The sequence below is a fragment of the Pseudarthrobacter sp. B907 genome (assembly GCF_040137805.1).
GTDB lineage: Bacteria > Actinomycetota > Actinomycetes > Actinomycetales > Micrococcaceae > Arthrobacter.
In genome coordinates this window covers 171941-196005 of sequence record NZ_JBEEQE010000004.1, presented here as the reverse complement: position 1 = coordinate 196005, position 24065 = coordinate 171941, and the positions used below count along the sequence as shown (strand labels likewise).

The window sequence follows — 24065 nt, the reverse complement described above, 5'->3', positions numbered from 1 at the left end:
CCCTTGCTCGTGCTCGTCATCAACTCCGGCTCGTCCTCGCTCAAGTACCAGGTCCGCGACGTCGAGGCGGGCAGCGTCCTCGCCGAGGGGCTCATCGAGAAGATCGGGATGGGCAACGGCGGCGAGGGCGACGGCGAGATCGAGGGCCCCCGCGACCACGCCGAGGCGCTGGAACAGGTGGACGGGGCGATCCACGAGGCTCTCGGTGACCGGCCGCTGGACGCCGTGGGCCACCGCGTGGTGCACGGCGGGGAACGGTTCTCCGAACCGGTGCTGGTCAACAACGAGATCACCCGGGCCATCGAGCGGCTGAACCCGCTGGCGCCGCTGCACAACCCGGCCAACGTGCTCGGTATCCGCGCCATCGCCAAGAAGTGGCCGGAGCTGCCGCAGGTCGCCGTCTTCGACACAGCCTTCCACCGCACGCTGCCCGAGCACGCCTGGCGCTACGCCGTGCCGGACGAGCTGTATACCAACCACGGCATCCGCCGCTACGGCTTCCACGGCACCTCGCACGAGTATGTCGCGAGCCGGGCCGCGGCGCTGCTGGATGTGCCGGTGGAGGAGTTCGACGCCGTGATCGCCCACCTGGGCAACGGCGCGTCCGTCACCGCCATCCGCGGCGGCAAGTCGATTGACACCTCGATGGGCTTCACCCCGCTCGAAGGCCTCGTGATGGGCACCCGCTCGGGCGACCTTGACCCCTCGATCCTGGTCTTCCTCGGCCGGGCCGGCTGGTCCGCCGAGGACCTCGATTCGATGCTGAACCGCCAGTCCGGGCTCAAGGGACTCGCGGGCAACAACGACATGCGCTCGGTCGTCGAGGCGGCCGAGGCCGGGGATGCCCGCTCCGCCATGGCGCTCGCCGTGGCCTCCTACCGGCTCTCGAAGTACATCGGCGGCTACCACGTGGCCGTCGGGGGAGCGAAGGCGCTGGTGTTCACGGCGGGGATCGGCGAAAACTCGCACCAGTTCCGCAGCCTGGTCGCGGAACGGCTCGGCGCACTCGGCGTGGAGCTCGACGCCGGACTGAACCGGGAACGCTCCAAGGAACCCCGGGTCATCTCGACGCCGGACTCGGCCCTGCCGGTGCTGGTGGTGCCGACCGACGAGGAGCGCGCCATCGCGGAGGCGACCGCCGCCGTCGTCGCCGTCGCCGCGGGGGAACCCAATTAGCTAGCAGCAGGGGCCGTTTTGAGTGCTCAAAACGGCCCCTGCTGCGAGTCAGTTGGGAACGGGACCTAGGCTGGGGGACATGACCGAACTGAACCTGCCCCTCCGCACTGACCGGCTGGTGCTGCGCCGCTTCGAGGCCTCGGACCTGGACGCCTACCACGCCTACCACTCGCTGCCCGAGACCGCCCGATTCCTCCCCGGGGAGGCGAAGAGCTACACCAAGTCCATGGAGTCTGTGGGCAAGTACGCCAACTTCGTCTTCGAAAAGGAGGGCGATTGGATCTGCCTGGCTATTGAGGCCGCGGACTCGCCCGGCCTGCTCGGGGAAGTGGTGCTCAAGTGGCTGCCCGGCTGCGGGCAGGCCGAGATCGGCTGGAGCCTCGCCCCGGCGGCCCGCGGCAGGGGCATCGCGTCCGAGGCCGCCCGGGCGCTGCTGAAGCTGGGCTTCGAGGACCTCGGGTTTCACCGGATCGACGCCAAGCTGGACGCCCTGAACGCGGCGTCGGCGGCGCTGTGCGAACGCCTCGGCATGCGGCTGGAGGCCACCCAGGTGGACAAGTGGCACTACAAAGGCCAGTGGGCCACCGAAGTCGTCTACGCCATTCTCGCCGACGAATGGCAGTCCGGGCAGCCGGGCACGGACTCAACGGATTGACGAAGATGGCCGCTATTCGAAGCGCCATAGCGGCCATCTTCGGCAAACGGCCGCCTGAACCTGGCCCCTTGATCGGCGGCGACTACTGCCGGTGCCCGGAGTGCGGCCACCCCGTGCCCGGCCCGGTCCCGACGCTCCCGCCCAGTTGTTCGCGTCCACACTGCATTCGGCCGCCGGGAACCCCCGAGATCCCGCTGCCCGTCCGGTCCCAGCCAAGTTCGGGCGCCGAGTAACTGGGCTGGAGCGTTGGCAAGCGGAAGCCGGACAGCCAGCAACCCGCGCTGGCGCTAAGGGGGTCAACGCTTCGCCAAAAAAGGCCGCCATGGGGAGTTCCGTAGCGGCCATCTCTGGCGAACCGGCGTGGTCCGCGCTGCGCAGACTTACGCACCTACGCCCCGGCCTATGATGCCGGCGGGGCGGTGTCTGTAGGTGTGGCCGACGGCGTGACGGGCGCCGGTTCAGTGGCCACGTCCGCGGGCTTGCTGGGTGGGGGAGCGAGTGTGGGCTCCGCAGCGGCTGGCCCGTCGCGCCCTGCCCGGGCTGCCCCGTAAGGGCCGCTACGGAGCAATCGATCGAGCGGTTACTTCAGCCCGGCGCCCGGGAGCAGCTCGGTGGCGCCGAGGGAGTCCGCGACGAAGGCGTAGTCCCAGGCGCGTTCCTTCCATTGCACGTAGCGGCCGGACGCGCCGCCGTGGCCGCCCTCCATTTCGATCTTCATCACGATCGGCTCGCTGCCGGTGTTCACCTCGCGCAGCCGCTGCACCCATTTGGCGGGCTCCACGTAGAGCACCCGGGTGTCGTTGAACGAGGTGACCGCCGCGATCTTCGGATACGCCGCGGCCCGGACGTTCTCGTACGGCGTGTAGGACTTCATGTACGCGTACACCTCCGGGTCCGTGATCGGGTTGCCCCATTCCTCCCACTCCAGCGCCGAGAGCGGCAGTTCCGGGTCCAGGATGGTGGTCAGCGCATCAACGAACGGCACGGCCGCCACGATCGCCGCGTACTTTTCCGGCGCAAGGTTGGCCACGGCGCCCATCAACAGGCCGCCGGCGGAACCGCCCATGGCCGCGATCCGGGCCGGATCCACCCAGCCGGAGCCGGCCAGCCAGTCGGTGGCCGCGATGAAGTCCGTGAAGGTGTTCTTCTTGTGCAGCTTCTTACCGTCGTCGTACCAGTGCCGGCCGAGCTCGCCGCCGCCGCGGATGTGCGCGATCACAAACACGATGCCGCGGTCCAGCAGCGAGAGCCGCGGAATGCCGAAGCCCGGGTCCATGCTCATTTCGTAGGAGCCGTAGCCGTAGACCAGGCCCGCTGCGGTCGCGTCCCGGTGCACCGAGGTGTGCCGGAGCACCGAGAGCGGAATCCGGGTGCCGTCCTCGGCCACCGCCCACTCCCGGGTCGCCACATAGTCGGCGGCCGAGTAACCGCCCAGCACCGGGCTCTCCTTGCGCAGCAGCAGTTCGCCCGCGGGCTGCTCCGCCGTGGGCAGCACAAAGTCATAGACCCGCGACGGCGTGAAGTAGGAGGTGTAGCCCATCCGGATCACGGGCGCCTCGTAGTCGGACCCGGCCACCCCGGCCGTGTACAGCTCCTCGTCGAAGGCCGGTTCCACCGGTGCGCCCTGGTCCGCGGTGCCGAGCCCGGCCAGCGGCAGGACTTGCACGCGTTCGATCGTGTCCTTGCGGATGGACAGCACGAGGTGGGTGGCGGTGACGCCGGCACCGTTGACGCGCACACGGTCGGAGTGCTCGACGACGGTCCGCCAGTGCTGCTCGGCGAGCGGCTTGGCGAGCTCGGCCGGGTCCACGAGCGAGACCATCGAGTTGATGGCGTCCTTGTTGTGCGTGATCAGGATGGTTTCCTGTGCGGCTCCCGCGGCGTCGGCCAGCACGAACGGCTCGGCCTCGTAAAGGATGCGCTCGTCGCGGGAGATCACGGTGGTCAGCCCGGCGTCGGGGGCGTCGAACCGCAGCAACCGGGTCTCGCTGAACTCGGAGCAGCCGATCCCCAGGACCAGGTGGCGCCGGTCCGCGGAGAGCTCGAAGCCGAGCCACATGGCGACGTCGTCCTCCTGGTAGATCACCTCGTCGTCGGTGACGGGGGTGCCCAGCACGTGGGCCTTGACCTGGTAGGGCCGCCAGGACGCGTCCACCACGGTGTAGAAGATCCGGGTGCCGTCGGGGGAGAAGGAGAGGCCGTAGAAAACGTTCTCGATCATGTCCGGCAGCAGTTCGCCGGTGCGGAGGTCCTTGATGCGCAGTGTGAACCGCTCGTCGCCGGCGTTGTCCACGGCGTAGGCGTACAGGTTCCCGTCGATGGTCACGGCGGACCCGCCGACGGCGAAGAAGGGCTTGCCCTCGGCCTCGAGGTTGCCGTCCAGGAGGACTTCCTCGCCGGCAATGTCGACGCCGACCTCGACGGCGGGTGGCGTCCAGTCCGCCACCGGGTCGCCGCTGTCCTGGGCGCGGACGCGGCACGCGATGCCGTATTCCTTGCCTTCGACCGAGCGGGTGTAGTACCACCAGCCGTCCTTGCGGTTCGGCACGGAGAGGTCCGTCTCCTGGGTGCGGCCCTTGATCTCCTGGAAGATGGCCTCGCGCAGCGGTTCCTGGTGGGCGGTGACCGCCTCCTGGTACGCGTTTTCGGCCTTCAGCAGTTCCACGACCTCGGCGGATTCCTTGTCCCGCAGCCACTCGTAGTTGTCCTCAAAGACGTCACCGTGGTGCGTGCGGGGCACCGGTACCTTTTTGGCGACGGGGGGCTGCGGGGAGGGCTGCACGGAAGTCTGCGTCATGGACCCAATCTACCGCCGCGCACGTCCTGGACCGGACCCCCGGACCGGATGGGTCGCGGCTTTAGTTTCCGTTCTGCAGGTTGTGGGAGGCCACGTAGTTGGCGAGCCCTCCGGAGGCCAGCGCGGCGGCCACCTCGGCAGTCGCCCCGGGATTCTGCAGCACAATTGACTGGCCGTCCGAGCTCGTGCCAATGCCGGCCGTCGGAAGCGTGAAAAACGTCCCGTTGCCGGCCGGGACGCTGCGCAGGCTGAAGGCCAGCCGTTCCAGGGTTTCCTGGGTCAGCCCCGGAGTCACCGAAACGTGGGGCAGCACGCCGGTCACGAACGAGTGAACCGTCCCGCGGTCCACCAGGACGCCGCTCCCCAGCGCCTTGGCGAGCACGGCCTTGAGGAAGGTCTGCTGGTTCCGGACCCGCTGGTAGTCGCCATCGGAGAACGCCTTGCGCTCGCGGACGAAATCGAGGGCCAGGGCGCCGCTGAGCTTGTTCACGCCAGGCCCGAAGTAGTGCTGGGTCTCAATGGTGCCGGTGAAGGGCCGTGTCACGTCAACGTCGATTCCCCCCAGCACGTCGATAAGGGCGGCAAAGCCCTCAAAGTCGACCATCACAGTGTGCTGGATCGGCTGGCCCAGCAGGGACTCCGCGGTCTGTGTCTGCAGCGGAATCCCTCCGCGCTCAAGCCCGGCGTTGATCTTCCCTCCACCGTAGCCGGGGATGTCCACCCACAGGTCGCGCATGAGGGAAATGCCGTAGATGCTCTGCCGGTCGGCCGGGAGGTGGAGGAAGACCAGGACGTCGCCGCGCTGGTCGGACCCGTTGCCGGCCAAGGCCTCGCCGCGGGCGTTGACGCGGCTGTCGCTGCCGATCAGCAGGATATTCAGGTCCGTCGGGGCCGGTTCAGGCGTGGGGGTGGGCGTGGGGGTTGGGGTCGGCGTCGGCGTCGGCGACGCCGTGGTGGGAGGCGCGGCAGTGGGCGGGGCCGCCGCCTGGGGCTTCGGCAGGGACAGGACCACGGCCGTGATGACCACGGCGATCACCAGCAGGGCCGCGGCGGCCGCGGCCCCCAGCTTGCGCCGCCGGTTCCAGCCGGCAGCCGCCGGGAGGGCTCGCCCGTCAGGACCTTGGGGGTCCGGCGGTTCCTGTGCCATATAGTCCCTTTAGTTGCCGTTGCCGAAGTTCTTGGCGTCAGTGTACTCGCCCAGTTTGTCGGCGGTGAGTGCCGCCTTGATCTCCTCGATGGCAGCGACATCCGGCAGCACGATTGACTGGCCGTCTGCGGAGGTGCCGATGCCGGCGGTGGGAAGGGTGAAGAACACCGCGTCTCCGCCCCGAACGCCGCGGAGGCTGAACGCCAGGCGCGCGACCTCGACGGAGTCCAGACCGGGAGCAACGCTGAGGTAGGGGGAAACGGCGCTGAGCACGTTGTGCAGGGTAACCGGGTTTCCGAGAGTGCCGCCGTTGAACGTTTTCGCGATGACTGCCCGCAGGAATGTCTGCTGGTTGCGCACCCGCTGGTAGTCGCCGTCGGCGAAGGCGTAGCGCTCGCGGACGAAGGCCAGGGCCTGGGCGCCGTTGAGCGTGTTCTTGCCTTCGGTGAAGACGTATTTTCGGTTGCGGTCGGCGGTGAAGGGGACCTTCACGTCGACGTCGACGCCGCCGAGGGCGTCGGTGAGGCCCTTGAACCCTTCGAAGTCGATGCTGACCACGTGGTCGATCCGCTGCTGGAGGAGTTCCTCGACGGTCCGGACCATCAGCGGAACCCCGCCGAAAGCCAGGGCGGCGTTGATCTTGGCCTTGCCGTGGTCCGGGATGTCGACCCAAAGATCGCGCATCAGCGAGACGCTGTAGACGTGGCTGCGGTCCGAGGGGATGTGCAGCAGCATGAGTGTGTCTGAGCGCTGGTTGGATGCCTCCCCGGCGGCCGCCTTGGCCGATGCCGCGCCCTGGGACGTGTCGCGGCTGTCGCTTCCCATCAGCAGGATGTTCATCGGCCGTTCCGCGCCGGCGGGGACGGCCGGGGGAGCGACGCGGAGGGCATCGGGGGGAAAGGCGTTTACGATCTTGATGGTTTGGGTGTCGTAGATCTGCGCCAGGGAGTGCAGATAGGCCCCGACCGCGCCGGAAACCATCAGCAGGAGGACCAGGACGGCGGCCAGGAACGTGCGTCGCCGCAGCTTCCGCCCGCCGGTTTGGGCCGCCGGCACCAGCTGCGTCGACACCGGCAGACGTCCGGGGCCTTGTGTTTCCATCAAATCAAATGCTGCACGCGTCGACATGAGCGTCCCCTGAACTTCGTGCAACGTCCGGCGAGGATCGCCGGGAGACCCCGCTGCAGTCGGTCAGGCAGACGCTATCCGGCGGACCTTGGGTTTTCCTTGAGTCCTCTGGTCCTTGACTCGCTTCCCGCCTTCCGCATATCCTGAACGAACGGTCGGTAATTATTTATCGGAAACGCATAGGAGCAACCATGGCATCGCAGACCCTGCAGTCAGTGCCCGCCGGGCCATCGCCGGCACGGCACGAAATGAGCCCCGAGGACGCGGCCCGCCGTGATGCCGAGGGCCAGGCGTATTTCGACAAGGTCATGGCGGAGGATTCGCGGATCGAGCCCCGCGACTGGATGCCCCCGGCCTACCGCAAGACCCTGCTGCGCCAAATCTCGCAGCACGCGCACTCGGAGATCATCGGCATGCAGCCGGAAGCCAACTGGATCTCCCGCGCCCCGAGCCTCAAGCGCAAGGCCATCCTGATGGCCAAGGTCCAGGACGAGGCCGGCCACGGCCTGTACCTGTATTCCGCCGCCGAGACTCTCGGCCAGCCGCGCGATCAGATGATGCAGGACCTGATGGACGGCAAGGCCAAGTATTCCTCCATCTTCAACTACCCCGCCCGCACCTGGGCGGACATGGGTGCCATCGGCTGGATGGTCGACGGCGCCGCTATCGCCAACCAGGTGCCGCTGTGCCGCGCCTCCTTCGGCCCCTACGGCCGCGCCATGGTCCGCGTCTGCAAGGAAGAATCCTTCCACCAGCGCCAGGGCTTCGAGATCCTGCTCGAACTTTCCCACGGCACGCCCGAGCAGAAGCAGATGGCGCAGGACGCCGTGAACCGCTGGTACGCCCCGGCGCTGATGATGTTCGGCCCGCCGGATGACGACTCGCCCAACTCCAAGCAGTCCATGGCCTGGAACATCAAGCGCTTCAGCAACGACGAGCTCCGCAACCGCTTCGTCGGCATGATGATGGAGCAGGTCAAGGTCCTGGACCTGACCCTGCCGGACAAGGACATCCGCTTCAACGAGGAAACCCGCAAGTGGGAGCACGGGCCGCTGGACTGGGATGAGTTCCACGAAGTCCTGGCCGGCCGGGGCCCCTGCAACGCCCAGCGACTGGAACGGCGTCGCGAAGCCCACAACAACGGCGCCTGGGTGCGCGAAGCCGCTGCCGCGTACGCGGACAAGCAGGCCCGGAAGCAAGCAGAGAAGGAATCCGCAGCATGATCCCCAATGACTCCCCAACCTCGCAAGCTCGGCCGGGGACCCCTGTCATCGTGGCCCCAACCCCCGAACCGCACGCAGGCAACGTCTGGCCCATCTGGGAAGTTTTTGTCCGCTCCAGCCGCGGCCTTTCCCACGTCCACGCAGGCTCCCTGCACGCGCCGGATGCCGCCATGGCCCTGCGCAACGCCCGCGACCTCTACACCCGCCGCAACGAAGGCGTGTCCATCTGGGTAGTCCCCGCGGACGCGATCGCCTCGTCCGACCCGGACGCCAAGGGCGCGTTCTTCGAGTCGCCGCAGGGCAAGGACTACCGGCACGCGACCTACTACACCAAGAGTGAGGGTGTGAAGCACCTGTGAGCACCTCGCCCGAAACGAAGGAAGAAACCGGCGGCCACGGCGACCTCAACGTCGGCGTCGCGGGAGCCAGCGGCACTGGCGAGGCCACGGCCAGCGCCACCCGCATCACCCCTGGCAACGCCCTCCGCCCGGAGGACATCGCCCTGGCCGTCAGCTGCGGCACCGCCAAGCCCAGCGAGGACGTGGCCGAGTTCGCCCTGCGCCTGGGCGACGACGCCCTGGTCCTCTCGCAGCGCCTGGGCCACTGGATCTCCCGCGCCCCGGAGCTCGAAGAAGACATCGCCCTGGGCAACATCGCGCTGGACCAGCTGGGCCACGCCCGGTCCTTCCTCAGCTACGCCGGCGGCGCCCTCGGAGAGGACGGCACGGCCCGCAGCGAGGACGACCTCGCCTACTTCCGCCGCGAGCACGAATTCCGCTCCGTCGAGATCTTCGAAATCCCCAACGGCGACTTCGCGGTCACCATCGCCCGGCAGTTCGTGGTGAGCTACTACCAGTTCGAGCTGTACCGCCGGCTCGCCGAATCCACCGACGCCACCCTCGCCGGCATCGCCGCCAAGGCCGTCAAGGAAGTGGACTACCACCGCGACCACAGCGCCCAGTGGGTGCAGCGCCTGGCGCTCGGCACGGATGAGTCCCGCGGGAAGATGGTCCACGGCCTCAAGGTCGTCTGGCCCTACGTCGACGAGCTGTTCCGCGACGACGAGCTCACCGCCCGGCTCAGTGAGGCCGGCGCCGCCGTCCAGCCCTCCAGCCTGCGTGCCGACTTCGACCGTCTCACCGGCGAAGTGCTCGCCGAGGCGGAACTCGACGTTCCGCAGGTCCAGTCCGCCCCGGGCGGCGGACGCCGCGGACTCCACTCCGAACACCTGGGCTACCTGCTGGCCGAAATGCAGGTGCTGGCGCGCGAATTCCCCGGAGCGAGCTGGTAACCATGCCGGAGATGTATGTCAGCCATCCCACGGCCGCGTCGTCGGCGCCCGGGGAGCAGAAGACTGCAGAGCAGAAGGCCTGGGACCTCGCCGCCACGGTTTGCGATCCGGAGATCCCGGTCCTGACGATCGCGGACCTCGGGATCCTGCGCGACGTCGAGGTGACCAAGGAACCGGCCGCCGGCGACGGCGGGATGGTTCCCACGGTTCACATCACCATCACGCCCACCTACTCCGGCTGCCCCGCCATGGACACCATCCGCGACGACCTCACGGCTGCCTTCACCCGCGAAGGCTACCCGAGCGTCAACGTGGAGCTGGTGCTGTCCCCGGCGTGGACCACCGACTGGATGAGCGAGGCCGGCAAAGCCAAGCTGGAGGAGTACGGCATCGCCCCGCCCTCCGGACACTCCAACGCACTGCGGCACGCCGGCCCGGTCCGGCTGTCCCTCGCCGTCAAGTGCCCGCAGTGTTCGTCGTTGAACACCAAGGAACTCACCCGCTTCGGTTCCACCTCCTGCAAGGCGCTTTACGTCTGCCAGGACTGCAAGGAACCGTTCGACTACTTCAAAGTTTTGTAAGGAACAGGTGCTCCCATGACTGTTGTCCGCCAGACCGCCGCTGAAGCGGCTGCAGCCACCGGCCGCCGTCGTGCGTCCTTCCATCCGCTGGCGGTGGACGAGGTCCGCCGCCTCACCGACGACGCGATCGAGGTCACCTTCGGCGTGCCGGCGGAGCTGGCGGGACAGTTCGACTACCTGCCCGGCCAGTACGTCGCGCTCCGCACCACCTTGCCGGACGAGTCCGGCGAGCCGAAGGAAGTCCGGCGCAGCTACTCCATCTGCGCCGAGCCGCGCAGCTTCGCCGACGGCAGCAGCGAAATCCGCGTCGCCATCAAAAAGGACCTGGGCGGCGTGTTCTCCACCTGGGCCAATGCCGAACTCAGGGCCGGCGACGTCCTGGACGTGATGAGCCCGATGGGCGCCTTCGTGTCCAGGCACGGCCGGGACGGCAAAGAGCAGAACCTGATGAACTCGATGAACCACCCAGAGGAGATGGCCCAGGCGATGGCGGGGGAGGCCGGCTCCTTCGTCGCGATCGCCGCCGGGTCCGGCATCACCCCGGTGATCGCGATAGCCCGCACCCTGCTCGCGGCACACCCGGATACCCGCTTCGACCTGATCTACGCCAACAAGGCGGCCATGGACGTGATGTTCCTGGAGGAGCTCGCGGACCTGAAGGACAAGTACCCCTCCCGGCTCGCCCTGCACCATGTGCTCTCCCGCGAACAGCGCATCGCCCCGCTGCTCAGCGGCCGGATCGACGCGGAGAAACTGCAGGCCCTGCTGGGCACCGCCATCCACGCCGACGACGTCGACGAGTGGTTCCTCTGCGGCCCGTTCGAGCTGGTCCAGCTGTGCCGGGACACCCTGGCGGCGCGCGGCGTCAACCCGGACCACATCCGCTTCGAACTGTTCACCACAGGCAAGCCGGACCGCCCCGAGGGCAACGCCGGCCGGCCGGTGATCGTGGACGAGTCCCAGGCGACATACAAGATCACCTTCAAGCTCGACGGCCTCCAGGGCGAGGTGGCGAGCCCCACGCACGCCCGCGAATCGATCCTCAACGCGGCGCTGCGCGTCCGGCCCGACGTTCCGTTCGCCTGCGCCGGCGGGGTCTGTGGCACCTGCCGCGCCAAGGTCGTCACCGGCTCGGTCACGATGGACGAGAACTACGCCCTGGAACAGGATGAACTGGACAAGGGCTATGTGCTGACCTGCCAGTCCCATCCCACCACCCCCGAAGTCACCGTCGACTTCGACGTCTAAATTTTTTCGACGCCCGCCCCACGCAGCCAAGGAGCCGCATGATTTCCCTGACCATCGCCGACGCCGTCGCCGAGATCGTCCTGGACGCACCGCAGAAGCTGAACTCACTCGATGAGCAGGCCCTGCAGGATCTGGCACAGGCGTACGACGACGCCGCCGCGGCCGCCGCGCGCGGCGAGGTCCGGGCGCTGCTGCTCCGCGGTGAGGGCCGCGCCTTCTGCGCGGGCCGGGACATCGCCGGTGTGACCCCGGAAAGCGACGACGCCCAGGCCTACCTGGGCGGGCTCGTCCAGCCGCTGCTGAAGAAGATGAGCGCCTTCCCGGCCCCCACCTTCGCCGCCGCGCAGGGCGCCTGCCTCGGCGTGGGACTCGGGCTGCTGCTCGCCACGGACGTGGTGTACGTTGCCGAGAATGCCAAGTTCGGGTCCCCCTTCGCCAAGCTGGGGGCCACCCTGGATTCCGGCGGGCACTGGTACTTCACCGAGCGGCTCGGCATGCACCGGACCCTGGACCTGATCTACACCGCCGAGCTGATGAGCGGCTCCGAGGCGGTGGCGCAGGGGATGTTCAGCCGTGCCATGCCGGCGGACGAACTGTTGGAGACCACCCGCGGCATCGTCGCCCGGGTGGCCGCCGGGGCAACCGGCGCGTTCAACGCCAGCAAGGAGCTGGTGGCGCACCTCCGCGACCAGCGGCTGGGCCTCTGGGAAGCCATGGAAGAGGAGAACGCCGAGCAGGCCCGGCTCTGCAAGAGCGAGGACTATGCCGAGGGCTTCCGGGCGTTCCAGGAGAAGCGCACCCCTGTTTTCAAGGGCTGATCGCCCTCCCGGGGCGGCCCGGACGGGCCGGGCTGCCGCGGTACTTGTCTTTCATTCCAGCCATTCTCATTTCCAGAACGCGCTTGTACAGTGCGGATATGACGTTGGGGAAACCGGTTCGAAAAGCTGTTATACCCGCGGCCGGATTGGGGACGCGTTTCCTGCCGGCCACGAAGGCGATGCCCAAGGAAATGCTGCCGGTGGTGGACCAGCCGGCCATCCAGTACGTCGTCGAAGAGGCGATGCGGGCCGGCCTGAGCGATTTGCTGATGATCACCGGCCGCCAGAAACGTGCCCTCGAGGACCACTTCGACCGGGAGCCCACCCTCGAGCGGACGCTTGAAGACAAGGGCGACCTGGACCGGCTCGAAGCGGTCAGGTACGCCTCCAGCCTCGGACCGCTCCACTATCTCCGCCAGGGCGATCCGAAGGGGCTTGGGCACGCGGTCCTGTGCGCCCGCCAGCACGTGGGGGATGAGCCGTTCGCCGTGCTGCTGGGCGATGACCTGATCGACGAACGCGATGAACTGCTCACCGCGATGATGGACGTGCAACGGCAGACCGGCGGGTCCGTGATCGCCCTGATCGAGGTGGACCCGGCGCAGATCAGCGCCTACGGGTGCGCGGACATCTCGCCGGTGCCGGGGGAGGAGTACTTCCAGGTCAACCGCCTGGTCGAGAAGCCCGCCCCGAAGGAAGCGCCGTCGAACCTGGCCGTGATCGGTCGCTATGTGCTGCACCCGGCCGTGTTTGACGTCCTGGAGGACACCGCGCCCGGCCGCGGCGGGGAAATCCAGCTGACCGACGCCCTGCAGGTCCTCGCCACGTCCGACGCCGCGGGCGGCGGGGTCCACGGGGTCATCTTCCGGGGCCGCCGCTACGATACCGGAGACAAATTGAGTTATCTCAAGGCGGTCATCTCGATCGCCTCCGAGCGCGTCGACTTCGGCGAGGAACTCAAGACCTGGCTCAAGGCCTTCACGAACTGACGGGTCCCGCCTGCCCCGGGCCGGGCACCTCGGCGGCTACCGGTGTCCTGGCCGGCTTGCGTCCCACCAGCGCCGGCGGCGCCTGGAGCAACCACCAGAGCGGGCCGGACCGGATCAGCTTCCCGAGCCACACCGTGGCCACTACGATCGGGATCGTCATGAGCGGCGGCAGCAGCGCATTAGAAAGCGGCAGGTTCGACTGCAGGAGCTGCAGCAGGCCGCTGACCTTGACTAGGGCGCTGATCACCGAGATCAGGAAGATGTGGAAAATGTAGACCGGCAACGTCTGGCTGCCGAGGTTCTGCAGCCAGCGGGGGACCCGTGCGTCCATCCGCACCAGGGCCACCAGTTGCGCCATGGCGAACAGTGCCAGGCAGGACAGCGGCACTTTCAGCTCGAGTTTCAGGTCGAAAAGCATCATCGGGACCACCAGCGCGGTGTACGCGGCGGCGGCCAGGGCCAGCCGGCCGTACGAGGCCGACGCCATCAGCCGGTCCCAGAGGCTCCGGCCATGCACCCCGAGGTAGAACCAGACGAAGTGGGTTGCCAGCGAGGGGACCTTCAGGGCATCGAGCGGGGCCGTGACGATCGGCTGGGTCAATGGCTCCAGCAACGGCGAGAGGGCGCTGAGCAGCGCCAGCGGGATCAGGACGTAGGCGCTGAACCGGCCCAGCGCCCGCGTCAGGAGCCAGGACGCCAGGAAGAAGACCGGCAGCGCATACAGATACCAGAACGACGTCGGGAGCAGCAGGCTCAGGACCAGGTCGCCGGCGGAAGGGGCCGGGGCGCCGTTGCGCGAGAGCGGCAGCCAGAGCCGCATCAGGAACAGGAACGTCCAGATCAGGTAGACGTAGTACAGGCCGAGGGTGCGCTGCCGGGACTGGCCCAGGCCCTTGCCGAGGGCGCTGACACTGAGCAGCCCGGAGATGAAGAAGAAGAGCGGCATCCGGATCGGGCTCAGCGCCTCGCTCACCGGCCACCAGAAGCCCACAACGTCGCCGTTGACCTGTGTTTCCATAAAAAGCGCGGAGTGGAACAGCACCACCAGCACCATGCAGAGACCCTTGGCGAAATCCACCCACGGCAGCTTCACCCGGCGCGCATCATTCGCGCGGAGACCATTCTCGACGGACAGGTTAATCCCCCCCCATACATGCGGCCTCTGACCCTGCTGCCGCCTGAGCCGCCAGCCTACGGGAAGGCCGTTTGCCCGTCCAGAGTTTTCGGCGCGGAAATGGAGCGGGCGAACCGCAGGATGGTGAGGATTGCCGGCGCCAGCTGGTCCTCCATCTGCCGGTATGTTTCCTCGCCGCGGCGGTACGGGTCGACGACGTCGTTGTCGGCAGCATCCGCGGCTAGTGCCAGGTGCCGGACCGAGGCCGCCCGGGTAGGGAGTTCCCGCCATGTGGTTCGCGGATCCGCCCCGGCTGGCGCGCCGTCCTCGCGCCCGGCCAAGACGTGAAGCATGCGGGCAAACTCACGGATGGTAAAGGTTCGTTTCAACAGCGAGGGATCAAGCTGCAGGACCTCGCCGCGGTGGCTGGTAGCCATGGTCAGCACCAGATCGCTATCGCGCAGAATCGCCGGAGTGAGTTGCCGTGCCGCAAACGCGTCCGCTGAACCGCCGTAAGTGCTGATGATTTCTGCCGAGAGCGGCTGGACCGGATCGCCCACCATGGCCCGGGTCCCGGCGCTGCGTACCCGGAAAGCGCCGGGCTGCACTTGGTCGAGCCCGGCCTGGAGCAGGCGTTCGGCGACGGGGGAGCGGCAGATGTTTCCAGTGCAGACTGTGAGGATTCTTACTGGGATCGGCACGGAGTCGTTGCGACCTTCTAGGTCCAGGCTTTTAGGCGGCATAGTTGCTGAGTCTATCCCTCCTGGGCGCCGTGCCGGTCCTATGAAGTCCTCAGCATTGCCAAGGCGGCCATTCCCAGGGCGGCCGCTGCCAGGAGCGTGAGGAAGATGTAGGGGCGTGCTTGTCCCGTTGGCAACGGAAACGAAAAGTTAGGCTGCCATCTTCTTTTCGTGCGCCAATGTCTGCCGGTAGCCCCAAGTTCCCCCATGGACCTAATAAATACCACACCCGTTCTTTCGTGCTTCATGNCGGACGGAAGCTACGGATTCACCGGGCGGAAGATCTTCACGAGCCTCTCGCCGGCCTGGACCCGGCTCGGCATTTTCGGCAAGGACGCCACTGCGCGCGGCGGCGAAGGCGAACTGGTCCACTGCTTCATCGACCGGGATACGCCCTCCTACCATCTCCCCCCCTCCCCTTCCCCCCCCCCCCCCCCCCCCCCCACCGCGTCTACTGCTGGCAGTCCTGAGAACTAGACTGCTACGTCTGCCTTGGCGCGACGGCGCACCACCACAACCGAGGTGATGCCGGCGGCGAGGGCGCCGCCGCCGACGAGGGTCCAGAGCAGCAGGCTGGCGTCAGCGCCTGTGTTGGCCAGGCCGGCGCCGCTCCCGGTGTTCGCCAGGCTGGTGCCGACGGCAGCGCCGGAGACCTTCACTGTGGCGGTAACGGTCTTGCCGGACGTCTGGCCGGTAGCGGTCAGCGTGTACGTGCCGGCCTCGCTGATGGTCAGCGGCAGCGCGAAGTTGCCATTGGCGTCAGCCTTGGTGCTGAACGTCTGCGTGGCCATCGGCAGGCTGATCTTGCCGGAGACGGCCATGCTGACACCGCCGCCGGTGCTGCCGCCGAGCGCCTGCGGGGCGCCCGTGAGCGTGACCGTAACGGTGATCGCTTCACCGGGCGTGAAGCCCGAACCGGAGAAGGTGAATGCTTCGCCGGGTGCGACGGTTCCGTCGGACACGGTGCCCTGGGCCGGCGGTGCCGGGTACGGGGTTACTGCCATGGCCGGAACCGCCCCTACGAGTGCGATGGATCCGGCAAGTGCAACTGCCGCGAGTGATTTCTTCATGCGTGTCCCCCTGAGACCGTACTGACGTGAATTACGTGGAATGGTGGAGATTCCTGGTCCCGAGCAACCGTAGGTGAAATCTCATTTGTTAAGCCTTTGCAGACGGTAGCATCAAAAAGGCGTGTTGCCAAAGTGACTCCAGTTTCTTTACTAAGTCTTTACCTACACGCTATTTGGATGTCTCACAAACCGCATTTTCGGTCGCCAGCACAACCTCTTTGACCGGCTGCACGGTGGGCGTGACAACGACGGTGGGTTCTGCGTGCTGCACGATCCTGCCGAAGGAGAAGTCGACCGTGCTGCTCTGGCCAGGCGCCAAGGTAACGGTCACGCTTCCCACCGGCCTATTGGCGTGCTGCTGCGCTGCGAAGCCGGCCTTCTTACCGTCAACGCTGGCAGTCTCCACGTCCGCCTGGACCGGACCGTAGGCGATCACGTTGGTCCGGACGGAACCGGCGGGAACGCCGAAGTCGCCTGCTCCGGTGACGTAGGCCGGCAGCGACGTGGCTGCGTCCGCCGGTGCCGTGTTGGTGCTGGTGATGCGGACCCTGGTTCGTTGGTAACCGTCGGCGGGACATTCCTTGACAAGCTGAGCGGTTCTCTTGACGTAGTAGTCCATTTTGGCGCCGGTGCCGTCGTTGAAATAAACCCCGAACTGCGCGGGGGCGACGCCCGGACCCGAAATTGCTCCGCCTACGGTGTAATTGTTGAGGACCGCCTGTTCATCCTTCGCACCGGACCAAAGAAGAATCCGGCCCTCAGCCGCTCCCCGCGAAAGCCCCTCGATCAGCCCTTTGCCCTCACCTTTTCCGCTGGACAGCGCGGCAAAGATTTCCTGGGCCACACCGGCGAAGTACACGTCCTGAAGTTGGGGACGGGCAATTTTCGCGTAGACGTCGGAAAGAAGCGTCGGCACAACATTCTTGCCGGTTAGCTCGACCGGCAGTCCGGTCTTGGTCAAGGCCAGCAATTCCGGACTAGTAGTCCTGACCGGCCCGGTGGCGTCCAAGACATAACCCAGCGCCACGGGATCCAAGGAAATCACCCCGTCCACGTGCTGGCCGGTCTTCTTCTCCCACATCGCCTGCGCCGTGCTGGCCGCAGTGGGGAAGTCCGGGGTCAGGTTGACGTCCTGCATGTACATGCCGAGGCGGGTGGAGTAGATCTGCTGCTGTTCCGGATCGACCGGCAACGTCGGAGACATGGTCCCCACCTCGGCTGCGCTGCTTTGTTCACCCAACGACAGCTTGCCCTTGTCCAGAGTGAGCACCGCGAGCGCACCCGGGATGCCACCCGAGGCCCTAGATTCGGCGTTGTTCTGGATCATGAGTAGGTAGCTCCGCTGCCCGTCGGCTCCCATCATGCCGGGCGCGATCTTGGCTACGCTCGCAGAGGCATCGAGGGCGCCGGTCACCGTCTGCAGCTGCTGCCGGGCCAGCGTCAGCGGCTTGGCTACCTGCGGCCATAGCGTGTCCGCATCGATTCCGTTCAGCCTTTCGGCAGAGGCTCGCACGGCGTGGGCCGCGGCCGAAACGCTAGGGGAGGCGCTTCGGACGGGTCCGAGGTCCGCTCCCCCGCTGCTTGGCAGGAGGTTGTCCCACTTGAGGGATTCAAAGACCTTTACTAACGGGGCAACACCTAGTGTGGAGACGTCGTCGGCCGAACGCGCAATCTCAGCGACGGCGCTAAAATTCGCGCCAATGCCGGGAACAGCGGAGGCTAGGGTCCACACCGGATCGCCAGCAGCGTCGCGGGCGGCCGCTGTGTGGGAGCGCAGCTGAGCAACCGTGGCGCTGGCTTCCTCCTGTTTGCTTGCAGCGATGTTGTCCTTTAGAACAGGAACGAGCTGAATCGAGGCCTCAAGTTCGTTCTTTATAATGCTGGCCCGGGAACCGAGCCACGTCGTTGCCGCGATTCCCGAGACGAGGACTGCGGCCAGACCAGTCAGCAAGATGGTCCGGGAGATGCGCCGTTGGCGTTTACGTCCGGCAGAAGTACCGTTATGCCGCCCGGCAGTTCGGCCTGCGTCAGAGCTATTCGTGACTTCCATTTTCTCTCTTCAACGTGTAAGGCCGCATGCTAGACGCGATCCATAGGCTTTCCTGCAGGAGTGCGTTAGAAGGCGCCGTTGCTTCCAAATACGGCTTTGAATGTTTTAAGAAGAATTACAACATCGCCCATGAGGGACCAGTTCTCCACGTAATACAAGTCAAGTCGGATGCTCTCTTCCCAAGACAGGTTGGAGCGTCCGCTAACCTGCCAAAGCCCGCTCATTCCCGGGCTGACGTATAGACGTCTGTGGGCGGCGTCGTCGTAAAGAGCAACCTCTCCCTCACGCTGGGGACGAGGCCCGACCAGACTCATGCTGCCGCCGAGTACATTTAGCAGCTGGGGAAGTTCATCGAGCGAATACTTTCGCAATACCCGCCCGAGCGGCGTTATGCGGGGGTCATTCTCAATCTTGAACAGCGGAGTGTCGCTGGAACCTTGAGCGTCTAGGAGTGCCGGCAGTTCGGCATCGGCATTGATCTTCATGGAACGGAACTTCAACATGTAGAACGTCGTCCCCCTAAGACCGATTCGCTCCTGGCGGTAGAACATCGGTCCGGCGTCCGTCAGCTTGACCAAGACTCCCAGCGCGAGAAAGACCGGAGAGAGCAGCACGAGCAGGAGCCCTGCTATGGCGATGTCGAAGGTTCGCTTGGCAACCTTTTTTCCTCCGGTCAATTTCGGGGTGGAGACATGAATCAAGGGCAGCCCCGCTACCGGCTGTGTGTGGATGCGAGGGCCCGCCACGTCGGTCAGCGCGGGCGCCAAAATCAGACCGATGTCCCTTGCCGCCAGTTCCCACCCCAGCCGGCGGAGGTCTTTCGGATGCAGGTTTACACCGGCAGATATAGCCACCGCATCCACCCGGATCTCACTGATGACCGTTAGAATGGAATCGACATCCGACTGCACTCCAGTTACCGGTATGGCTGTGCCAGGTACGATGGTAGTATCCCCCGGCGCCCCTGGGAGATGCGCTGCCACCGGCATATAGCCTGCCGCAGGTGCCCTATTGAGCGATTGCACCAGATGGGCGACCGAATGAGGTCCACCAATGATGAGTACGCGGGCGCTGCTTTTGCCGACCTTTCGTTCGAGGCTCAGGTGCTGGCGGATCAGCCACCGCGCGGCCAATAGGCCGAGCACGCCAGCCGGGAATGCCAGACCGATAAAACCTCGAGCGGTGTCTATGCGCACGGCATACGAAACCACTGCTAATAAGCCGAATAGCCATGCGGAACTGGCCAGGACTCTCTTGTACTCGTCGGCGCCGGAGCCCAATATGCGAGGCTCTCTGGACCCCCACAAACCCAGCATGAGCCACCATGCAAGCATGAGAGCTGCCGATAACACAACGTAGCCAACGTCCTGAGTGGTATCGGAATCGATATCGGAGAACCCGAATCGAACACCGTATGCCCCTGCTACTGCCCAGACCACGACTCCGGCATCGATAATCCTTAGCCGGCTGGAATACTTGGAACGCCAGTCATCAAGCCTGCCAGCCTGTGGCTCGGCCAGCTTTTGCGTTGTCACTTGTCACCCCCGAACAAGACTTGAATCACGACCGGATATGGTCCGCATTCGCGCGGTACCACTCCACCGTGCGCTTGACTCCGTCACTAAGACTGATGCTGGCTTTCCACCCGGAATCCGATAGTTTGGCAACGTCGAGCAACTTTTGTGGTGTGCCATCAGGCTTGGTGGTGTCCCAGATTATCTCCCCGTCGTAGCCGACGACCCCGGCAACAATTGAGGCGAGTTCTTTGATCGACACGTCGGTTCCCGTCCCCACATTGACCTGTTCAGAGCCGTCGTAGTTCTCTAGCAGATGCAGACAGGCTGCCGCCATATCGTCGACGTGCAGGAACTCGCGACGGGGAGAGCCGGAGCCCCAGTTGGTAACGCTGGCCGTTCCGTTACTGGCCGCCTCGTCGTAGCGGCGGATGAGGGCGGGCAGAACGTGAGAACCTTCCGGTGAGAAGTTGTCGCCGGGCCCATAGAGATTGGTGGGCATCGCAGAGATCCACGGCAGTCCGTACTGGCGCCGAGTCGCCTGGACATGCATGATGCCGGCGATCTTGGCGATGGCATACGCGTCGTTGGTCGGTTCCAGATGTCCGGTCAGGAGCGACTCTTCCCGGATAGGCTGTTCGGCAAATTTCGGGTAGATGCAGGACGAACCCAAGAACAGTAGCCGTTCGACACCGTGCTCGCGTGCGGCGTCGAGAACGTTGACCTGGATTCTCAGATTGTCGCTGAGGAAGTCAACAGGGTACGAATTGTTGGCGAGAATGCCGCCCACTTTGGCCGCGGCAAGCACCACATAGCGCGGCTTCGTCTCGGCAAAGAAAGCAAAGACGTCATCACGGTTCTTTAGATCCAGTTCCGAGGACGACCGGCCGACGAGGGCGGAGAAGCCCTCGGCCTCTAGGTTGCGCCAGATGGCGGAACCGACGAGTCCGCAGTGACCGGCGACGTAGAATGTCGAGGAACGATCCAGCTTGCCCGGGACGAATGTGACTTCTGCACCCACTAGTTGTTCCAACTTTCCAGGTCCACGCTATCGATCCAGTGATGGCCGGCGTGCTTGAGGGCCTCAATGTCGGCGTCCACCATGATGCGGGCGAGTTCCGGCGTGTGGACCGAGGCCTTCCAGCCCAGCTTTTCCTGAGCCTTGGTGGCGTCACCGACTAGGGCGTCAACCTCGGTTGGCCGGAGATAGCGCTCGTCGAAGCGCACGTGGTCCTCCCAATTGAGCCCGGCGTGTTCGAAGGAGAGCCGCAGGAAGTCCCGGACGGTGTAGTTGCCGCCCGTGGCGAGCACAAAGTCGTCGGGGTCGTCGGCCTGGAGCATTCGCCACATGCCTTCCACGTATTCGGCTGCGTAGCCCCAGTCACGGACGGCGTCAAGGTTTCCCATGTAAAGCAGATCTTGTTTTCCGGCCTTGATAGCGGCGACGGCGCGGGTGATCTTTCGCGTCACAAACGTCTCGCCCCGGCGCGGCGATTCGTGGTTGAAAAGGATCCCATTGACAGCAAACATGCCGTAGGCCTCGCGGTAGTTTTTGGTTATCCAGTAGCTGTAGACCTTAGCGGCACCGTAGGGTGACCGCGGGTAGAACGGGGTTTCTTCGTTCTGCGGAGGAGGTGTCGCGCCGAACATTTCCGACGACGAGGCCTGATAGAACTTGGTCTCGATCCCTGACATACGGACTGCCTCAAGGAGTCGGATCGTCCCGACGCCGGTGGTGTCGGCCGTGTGTTCGGGCTCATCGAACGACACCCGGACATGGGACTGCGCCGCCAGGTTGTAGACCTCGTCCGGCTTGATCTGAGCCAGCAGCGTGACCAGTCGTGCGCCGTCGCTCAGATCCCCGTAGTGAAGGAAGAGTTTGGCCTTGGGATCGTGCGAATCGACGTAGAGGTGGTCTACACGGGTGGTGTTGAATGTTGAAGCACGGCGAATCAGCCCATGGACTTCATATCCTTTGCTCAGCAGGAGTTCTGCGAGGTAGGAGCCATCCTGGCCCGTTATCCCCGTTATCAAGGCACGCTTATTCAAGTCTTTCCCCCATATTGGTTGTCTTACGACTTAGCCCAGCCGGCCTCGCGCGGTAATCATCCTGATCACGAAGTCATCGTATCTGGAGATGGCGTTCGTTGACGAAAGCACGTCACGTCGATAGCGGAGCCCGTTGGCGCCGAGCATTTTGGACCTCGCTTTGTCGGTCCCCAGAGCCAAAACCGCATCATAGAGTGCTGCGGGATTCCCTGCGTCCACCCGCCCCCTCCGCCTGACTCAGATATTTCAGCGGCCGTGACGCTATCGGCATCGGTTGCCGCCAACACCGGAACTCCTGAGCTGAAGTATGACGTTAGCTTGCTCGGGACCGCCATATCTCGCACTCCGGGCAACTCGTTGACTAATAGGACATCTGCTGCTTCCAGCGCTGCCTGAAACCGGCCAGTAGGCAGTCCATCCAAGAAGTTTAGGCGGTAAACGTCGCGGCCGATCGCTTCAAGTCGCCGGCGCTGGTTTCCGTCCCCCATTAGGACGAAACGAACCCGGCTGGCACGGGCGTCAGAGATTCTCGCTGCGGACACGACGTTTTCTAAGCCCTGCTTAGCCCCCATGTTTCCCGCATGCAGAACAATTATCTCGTCATCAGCCCATCCAAGATCCCGCCTAGTCTGCAGGCGGTCGGCGGGATCTCGCTCAGGGAGGTGAGTCCAGTTCCTTATGACTTCGACTTGCTCTGGTGCCACACCCAGGCCGTCCACAAGGTGACTGGCAAACCTGTCATGGATTGCCACTACACCGTCGGCAGACTTGAGGATCCTGGACTCTATTGTGGCGAGCGCGCTAGCCAAATAACCCTTAACGGAGCCGGTCTCAACCACCCCTCTGCTGTACAAGTCCTGCACCCAGATTGCGGCGAGTGGTCGGCGAAAAGTCAACCTCACTCTGCATTGGGCCATCCCAGTCGAGAACAGGGCAGGGCTGACCATGATCACAACATCCGGTTTTCCCCAATCTGCAAAAATCAGTCGCAGCCCAAAGCTGAGTTCCATGAGTAGCCGGCCCGCGATCTTGGGTCGCGCAGGAACGTAGTGTCGCAACCGTGTGAGCTCCACCCCGTTCTTGATTTCGTGGCGGGACCACTCTCCGGATCCCTCCTGCAGCCGCCATTCAGGATAATGCGGGAATCCTGTAATGACCTTCACGTGATGGCCCGCATCCGCTAGGCCCTCTGCCAATCCGGTCGTATAAGGGGCGTTGCCCGTCGACTCAGGGGCGTAATGGAGGCCGAGAATGGCGATGTTGAGGGGGCGGGAAGACATGGATTCGACTCTAGCAAGAGTCTGATGGGTCGCCGGACTCTAGCAAGAGTCTGCTGAATCACCTAGTCGACCAGACGCAATTCGGGCACGAGGCCACGGTCTACTGCCGCCTAAACGTCGAACAACCAATATGACGTTTCCGTCATTCGTGCCGCAGGATGCTCCGCGTCCCTGGTCAGAATGAGCTGGAGCCGAGGATGCAGCCCTGGGTGGAACGCTCCAAAACACGACCAACGACCGAGCACGAGTCCCTGAGTGCAGTCTGAGTCACCAGCCCGCAAGCCAGTGAGAACGACCCTGAAGAAAGGCCCTGATGGGTCGTCGCGTCGTTTGCTCCGGGCCGTTCCGAGAAGTATCACGCACCGCTCGCTGCTGACAGCGAGTAGTTGCGGGCTTTGCCCGGGAATATCTACTACAGTTGCTGCGGGCTCTAGATATCGTGGGAACGGGTAACTTGGTCATATCAGGCTTCCGTTGGCACGAAGATGGGGCTCCCACCCGACCATCGGCCCGCCTTAGGAGCCGCGTGAAGCTTCCTGGATTGGAGCCCAAACGACATGCTGCAATGTGGACACTCCATAATCGCGGACCTGATCGCCGACGTGACGGGTTGGCGGCGGAATTCATGAGAGACCTTGCAGGCTTTACAGGGGCCGGATACGACAAGGGGAGGAGTCTGTTTATTCAGGCTTTGTGGGTGGTTGTGTCGCGCGCGGTCGTTGAAAGAATATGGTGCCCCCCGGTCCTGCGAGTTAGGATCCTCCGACTTTTCGGATCGTCTATTGGGAATAATGTTCTCATACGCGATCGAGTTCGAATTCATTGGCCATGGAAACTCCACGTCGGTGACAGTACCTGGATAGGCGTTGACGCCTGGTTATTAAATCTTGAGCCGATCCGCATCGGTTCCAACGTGTGTATCTCGCAGCAAGCTTTTCTTTGCACGGGAAGCCACTCAATGGAGTCGGCGACGTTCGAATTCGATAATGCCCCAATAAGAGTCCACGACGGTGCCTGGATTGCAGCTCGAGCAACCATTTTGCGCGGAGTCACCATAGGAAGGGGTGCGGTCGTAGGTGCAACGACGCTAGTTTTCAAAGATGTCCCTGATGGGACAATAGTGTGCGCACCCGCTTCTGTGGCTGTACCGAACGCTGCTTCAAGCTTGGCCACGGATGGGACGGGACAGTAACTC

Annotated in this window: 21 protein-coding genes and 1 pseudogene; 11 read left to right on the top strand and 11 right to left on the bottom strand. The window is 65.0% G+C overall.

Going from position 1 to position 24065, the window contains the following annotated elements:
* Positions 1 to 3: 3 nt before the first annotated feature.
* Together ABLI39_RS05300 and ABLI39_RS05295 are read left to right on the top strand one after the other, a co-directional pair.
* A complete protein-coding gene (locus ABLI39_RS05300) occupies positions 4 to 1176 on the top strand; it encodes an acetate/propionate family kinase (protein ID WP_349412380.1) in 1173 nt (390 codons plus the stop codon).
* A 79-nt stretch (positions 1177 to 1255) separates the two neighbouring features.
* Complete coding sequence (locus ABLI39_RS05295; protein WP_349412379.1) at positions 1256 to 1831, top strand: GNAT family N-acetyltransferase; 576 nt, start codon at positions 1256 to 1258, stop codon at positions 1829 to 1831.
* Positions 1832 to 2411: 580 nt separating this feature from the next.
* Here ABLI39_RS05295 and ABLI39_RS05290 read toward each other — a convergent pair.
* The 3 genes from ABLI39_RS05290 to ABLI39_RS05280 form a co-directional block, all read right to left on the bottom strand.
* Entirely contained in the window at positions 2412 to 4628 is a 2217-nt protein-coding gene (locus ABLI39_RS05290) for a S9 family peptidase (protein WP_349412378.1), read from the bottom strand.
* Positions 4629 to 4689: 61 nt separating this feature from the next.
* Positions 4690 to 5775 carry an LCP family protein gene (locus ABLI39_RS05285; protein ID WP_349412377.1) on the bottom strand — a complete coding sequence of 362 codons (1086 nt, stop codon included), beginning with the start codon at positions 5773 to 5775 and terminating at the stop codon, positions 4690 to 4692.
* A gap of 9 nt (positions 5776 to 5784) precedes the next feature.
* Positions 5785 to 6876, bottom strand: coding sequence for an LCP family protein (locus ABLI39_RS05280; protein ID WP_349412376.1), 1092 nt, complete (start codon positions 6874 to 6876; stop codon positions 5785 to 5787).
* A gap of 218 nt (positions 6877 to 7094) precedes the next feature.
* Here ABLI39_RS05280 and paaA point away from each other — a divergent pair, with 218 nt between their 5' ends.
* The 7 genes from paaA to galU all read left to right on the top strand — a co-directional run bounded on the left by paaA (position 7095) and on the right by galU (position 13053).
* Positions 7095 to 8126, top strand: a complete 1032-nt coding sequence (paaA, locus tag ABLI39_RS05275) for a 1,2-phenylacetyl-CoA epoxidase subunit PaaA (protein ID WP_349412375.1) — start codon at positions 7095 to 7097, stop codon at positions 8124 to 8126.
* Positions 8123 to 8485: a 1,2-phenylacetyl-CoA epoxidase subunit PaaB gene (paaB, locus tag ABLI39_RS05270; protein WP_349412374.1), complete on the top strand. Its 363-nt coding sequence runs from the start codon at positions 8123 to 8125 to the stop codon at positions 8483 to 8485. Before paaA ends, paaB begins: the two co-directional genes overlap by 4 nt.
* Positions 8482 to 9417 (top strand): 1,2-phenylacetyl-CoA epoxidase subunit PaaC, encoded by a 936-nt coding sequence (paaC, locus tag ABLI39_RS05265; protein WP_349412373.1) that lies wholly within the window; start codon positions 8482 to 8484, stop codon positions 9415 to 9417. Before paaB ends, paaC begins: the two co-directional genes overlap by 4 nt.
* A gap of 11 nt (positions 9418 to 9428) precedes the next feature.
* Complete coding sequence (gene paaD, locus ABLI39_RS05260; protein WP_349412471.1) at positions 9429 to 9998, top strand: 1,2-phenylacetyl-CoA epoxidase subunit PaaD; 570 nt, start codon at positions 9429 to 9431, stop codon at positions 9996 to 9998.
* A 15-nt stretch (positions 9999 to 10013) separates the two neighbouring features.
* The gene (paaE, locus tag ABLI39_RS05255) at positions 10014 to 11246 is read left to right on the top strand and encodes a 1,2-phenylacetyl-CoA epoxidase subunit PaaE (protein ID WP_349412372.1); all 1233 of its coding nucleotides are present in this window, start codon (positions 10014 to 10016) and stop codon (positions 11244 to 11246) included.
* A gap of 38 nt (positions 11247 to 11284) precedes the next feature.
* Positions 11285 to 12064 (top strand): enoyl-CoA hydratase/isomerase family protein, encoded by a 780-nt coding sequence (locus tag ABLI39_RS05250; RefSeq protein ID WP_349412371.1) that lies wholly within the window; start codon positions 11285 to 11287, stop codon positions 12062 to 12064.
* Positions 12065 to 12162: 98 nt separating this feature from the next.
* On the top strand, positions 12163 to 13053 hold the full coding sequence (gene galU, locus ABLI39_RS05245) for a UTP--glucose-1-phosphate uridylyltransferase GalU (protein WP_349412370.1): 891 nt from the start codon (positions 12163 to 12165) through the stop codon (positions 13051 to 13053).
* On the opposite strand, the gene ABLI39_RS05240 is transcribed toward galU, so the two are convergent.
* Both ABLI39_RS05240 and ABLI39_RS05235 read right to left on the bottom strand, forming a co-directional pair.
* Positions 13043 to 14146: an acyltransferase family protein gene (locus tag ABLI39_RS05240; protein ID WP_349412369.1), complete on the bottom strand. Its 1104-nt coding sequence runs from the start codon at positions 14144 to 14146 to the stop codon at positions 13043 to 13045. The two genes, galU and ABLI39_RS05240, sit on opposite strands and share 11 nt — an antisense overlap.
* A 98-nt stretch (positions 14147 to 14244) precedes the next feature.
* A complete protein-coding gene (locus tag ABLI39_RS05235; RefSeq protein WP_349412368.1) occupies positions 14245 to 14910 on the bottom strand; it encodes an arsenate reductase/protein-tyrosine-phosphatase family protein in 666 nt (221 codons plus the stop codon).
* Positions 14911 to 15159: 249 nt separating this feature from the next.
* Here ABLI39_RS05235 and ABLI39_RS05230 point away from each other — a divergent pair.
* Positions 15160 to 15315 (top strand): annotated as a pseudogene (locus ABLI39_RS05230) (acyl-CoA dehydrogenase family protein); the annotation flags it as partial.
* A 65-nt stretch (positions 15316 to 15380) separates the two neighbouring features.
* On the opposite strand, the gene ABLI39_RS05225 reads toward ABLI39_RS05230, so the two are convergent.
* From ABLI39_RS05225 to ABLI39_RS05200, 6 genes are all read right to left on the bottom strand, one after another.
* Positions 15381 to 15977 (bottom strand): LPXTG cell wall anchor domain-containing protein, encoded by a 597-nt coding sequence (locus ABLI39_RS05225; protein WP_349412367.1) that lies wholly within the window; start codon positions 15975 to 15977, stop codon positions 15381 to 15383.
* A gap of 169 nt (positions 15978 to 16146) precedes the next feature.
* Entirely contained in the window at positions 16147 to 17391 is a 1245-nt protein-coding gene (locus tag ABLI39_RS05220) for a DUF4012 domain-containing protein (protein WP_349412366.1), read from the bottom strand.
* 701 nt (positions 17392 to 18092) lie between these two features.
* Positions 18093 to 19562 carry a sugar transferase gene (locus ABLI39_RS05215; protein WP_349412365.1) on the bottom strand — a complete coding sequence of 490 codons (1470 nt, stop codon included), beginning with the start codon at positions 19560 to 19562 and terminating at the stop codon, positions 18093 to 18095.
* A gap of 25 nt (positions 19563 to 19587) precedes the next feature.
* Positions 19588 to 20562, bottom strand: coding sequence for a GDP-L-fucose synthase family protein (locus tag ABLI39_RS05210; protein ID WP_349412364.1), 975 nt, complete (start codon positions 20560 to 20562; stop codon positions 19588 to 19590).
* Complete coding sequence (gene gmd / locus ABLI39_RS05205) at positions 20562 to 21590, bottom strand: GDP-mannose 4,6-dehydratase (RefSeq protein WP_349412363.1); 1029 nt, start codon at positions 21588 to 21590, stop codon at positions 20562 to 20564. Before gmd ends, ABLI39_RS05210 begins: the two co-directional genes overlap by 1 nt.
* A gap of 65 nt (positions 21591 to 21655) precedes the next feature.
* Positions 21656 to 22870 carry a glycosyltransferase family 4 protein gene (locus tag ABLI39_RS05200; protein ID WP_349412362.1) on the bottom strand — a complete coding sequence of 405 codons (1215 nt, stop codon included), beginning with the start codon at positions 22868 to 22870 and terminating at the stop codon, positions 21656 to 21658.
* A 565-nt stretch (positions 22871 to 23435) separates the two neighbouring features.
* Between ABLI39_RS05200 and ABLI39_RS05195 the strand changes: the two genes are divergently transcribed.
* Positions 23436 to 24062: an LbetaH domain-containing protein gene (locus ABLI39_RS05195; RefSeq protein WP_349412470.1), complete on the top strand. Its 627-nt coding sequence runs from the start codon at positions 23436 to 23438 to the stop codon at positions 24060 to 24062.
* Positions 24063 to 24065 lie beyond the last annotated feature (3 nt).

Bases quoted from the DNA above. Each gene is read 5' to 3' on its own strand.
- ABLI39_RS05295 (WP_349412379.1), top strand. From the start codon at position 1,256: ATGACCGAACTGAACCTGCCCCTCCGCACTGACCGGCTGGTGCTGCGC.
- ABLI39_RS05290 (WP_349412378.1), bottom strand. From the start codon at position 4,628: ATGACGCAGACTTCCGTGCAGCCCTCCCCGCAGCCCCCCGTCGCCAAA.
- ABLI39_RS05285 (WP_349412377.1), bottom strand. From the start codon at position 5,775: ATGGCACAGGAACCGCCGGACCCCCAAGGTCCTGACGGGCGAGCCCTC.
- ABLI39_RS05280 (WP_349412376.1), bottom strand. From the start codon at position 6,876: ATGGAAACACAAGGCCCCGGACGTCTGCCGGTGTCGACGCAGCTGGTG.
- paaA (WP_349412375.1), top strand. From the start codon at position 7,095: ATGGCATCGCAGACCCTGCAGTCAGTGCCCGCCGGGCCATCGCCGGCA.
- paaB (WP_349412374.1), top strand. From the start codon at position 8,123: ATGATCCCCAATGACTCCCCAACCTCGCAAGCTCGGCCGGGGACCCCT.
- paaD (WP_349412471.1), top strand. From the start codon at position 9,429: ATGTATGTCAGCCATCCCACGGCCGCGTCGTCGGCGCCCGGGGAGCAG.
- paaE (WP_349412372.1), top strand. From the start codon at position 10,014: ATGACTGTTGTCCGCCAGACCGCCGCTGAAGCGGCTGCAGCCACCGGC.
- ABLI39_RS05250 (WP_349412371.1), top strand. From the start codon at position 11,285: ATGATTTCCCTGACCATCGCCGACGCCGTCGCCGAGATCGTCCTGGAC.
- galU (WP_349412370.1), top strand. From the start codon at position 12,163: ATGACGTTGGGGAAACCGGTTCGAAAAGCTGTTATACCCGCGGCCGGA.
- ABLI39_RS05235 (WP_349412368.1), bottom strand. From the start codon at position 14,910: ATGCCGCCTAAAAGCCTGGACCTAGAAGGTCGCAACGACTCCGTGCCG.
- ABLI39_RS05225 (WP_349412367.1), bottom strand. From the start codon at position 15,977: ATGAAGAAATCACTCGCGGCAGTTGCACTTGCCGGATCCATCGCACTC.
- ABLI39_RS05200 (WP_349412362.1), bottom strand. From the start codon at position 22,870: ATGTCTTCCCGCCCCCTCAACATCGCCATTCTCGGCCTCCATTACGCC.
- ABLI39_RS05195 (WP_349412470.1), top strand. From the start codon at position 23,436: ATGTGGACACTCCATAATCGCGGACCTGATCGCCGACGTGACGGGTTG.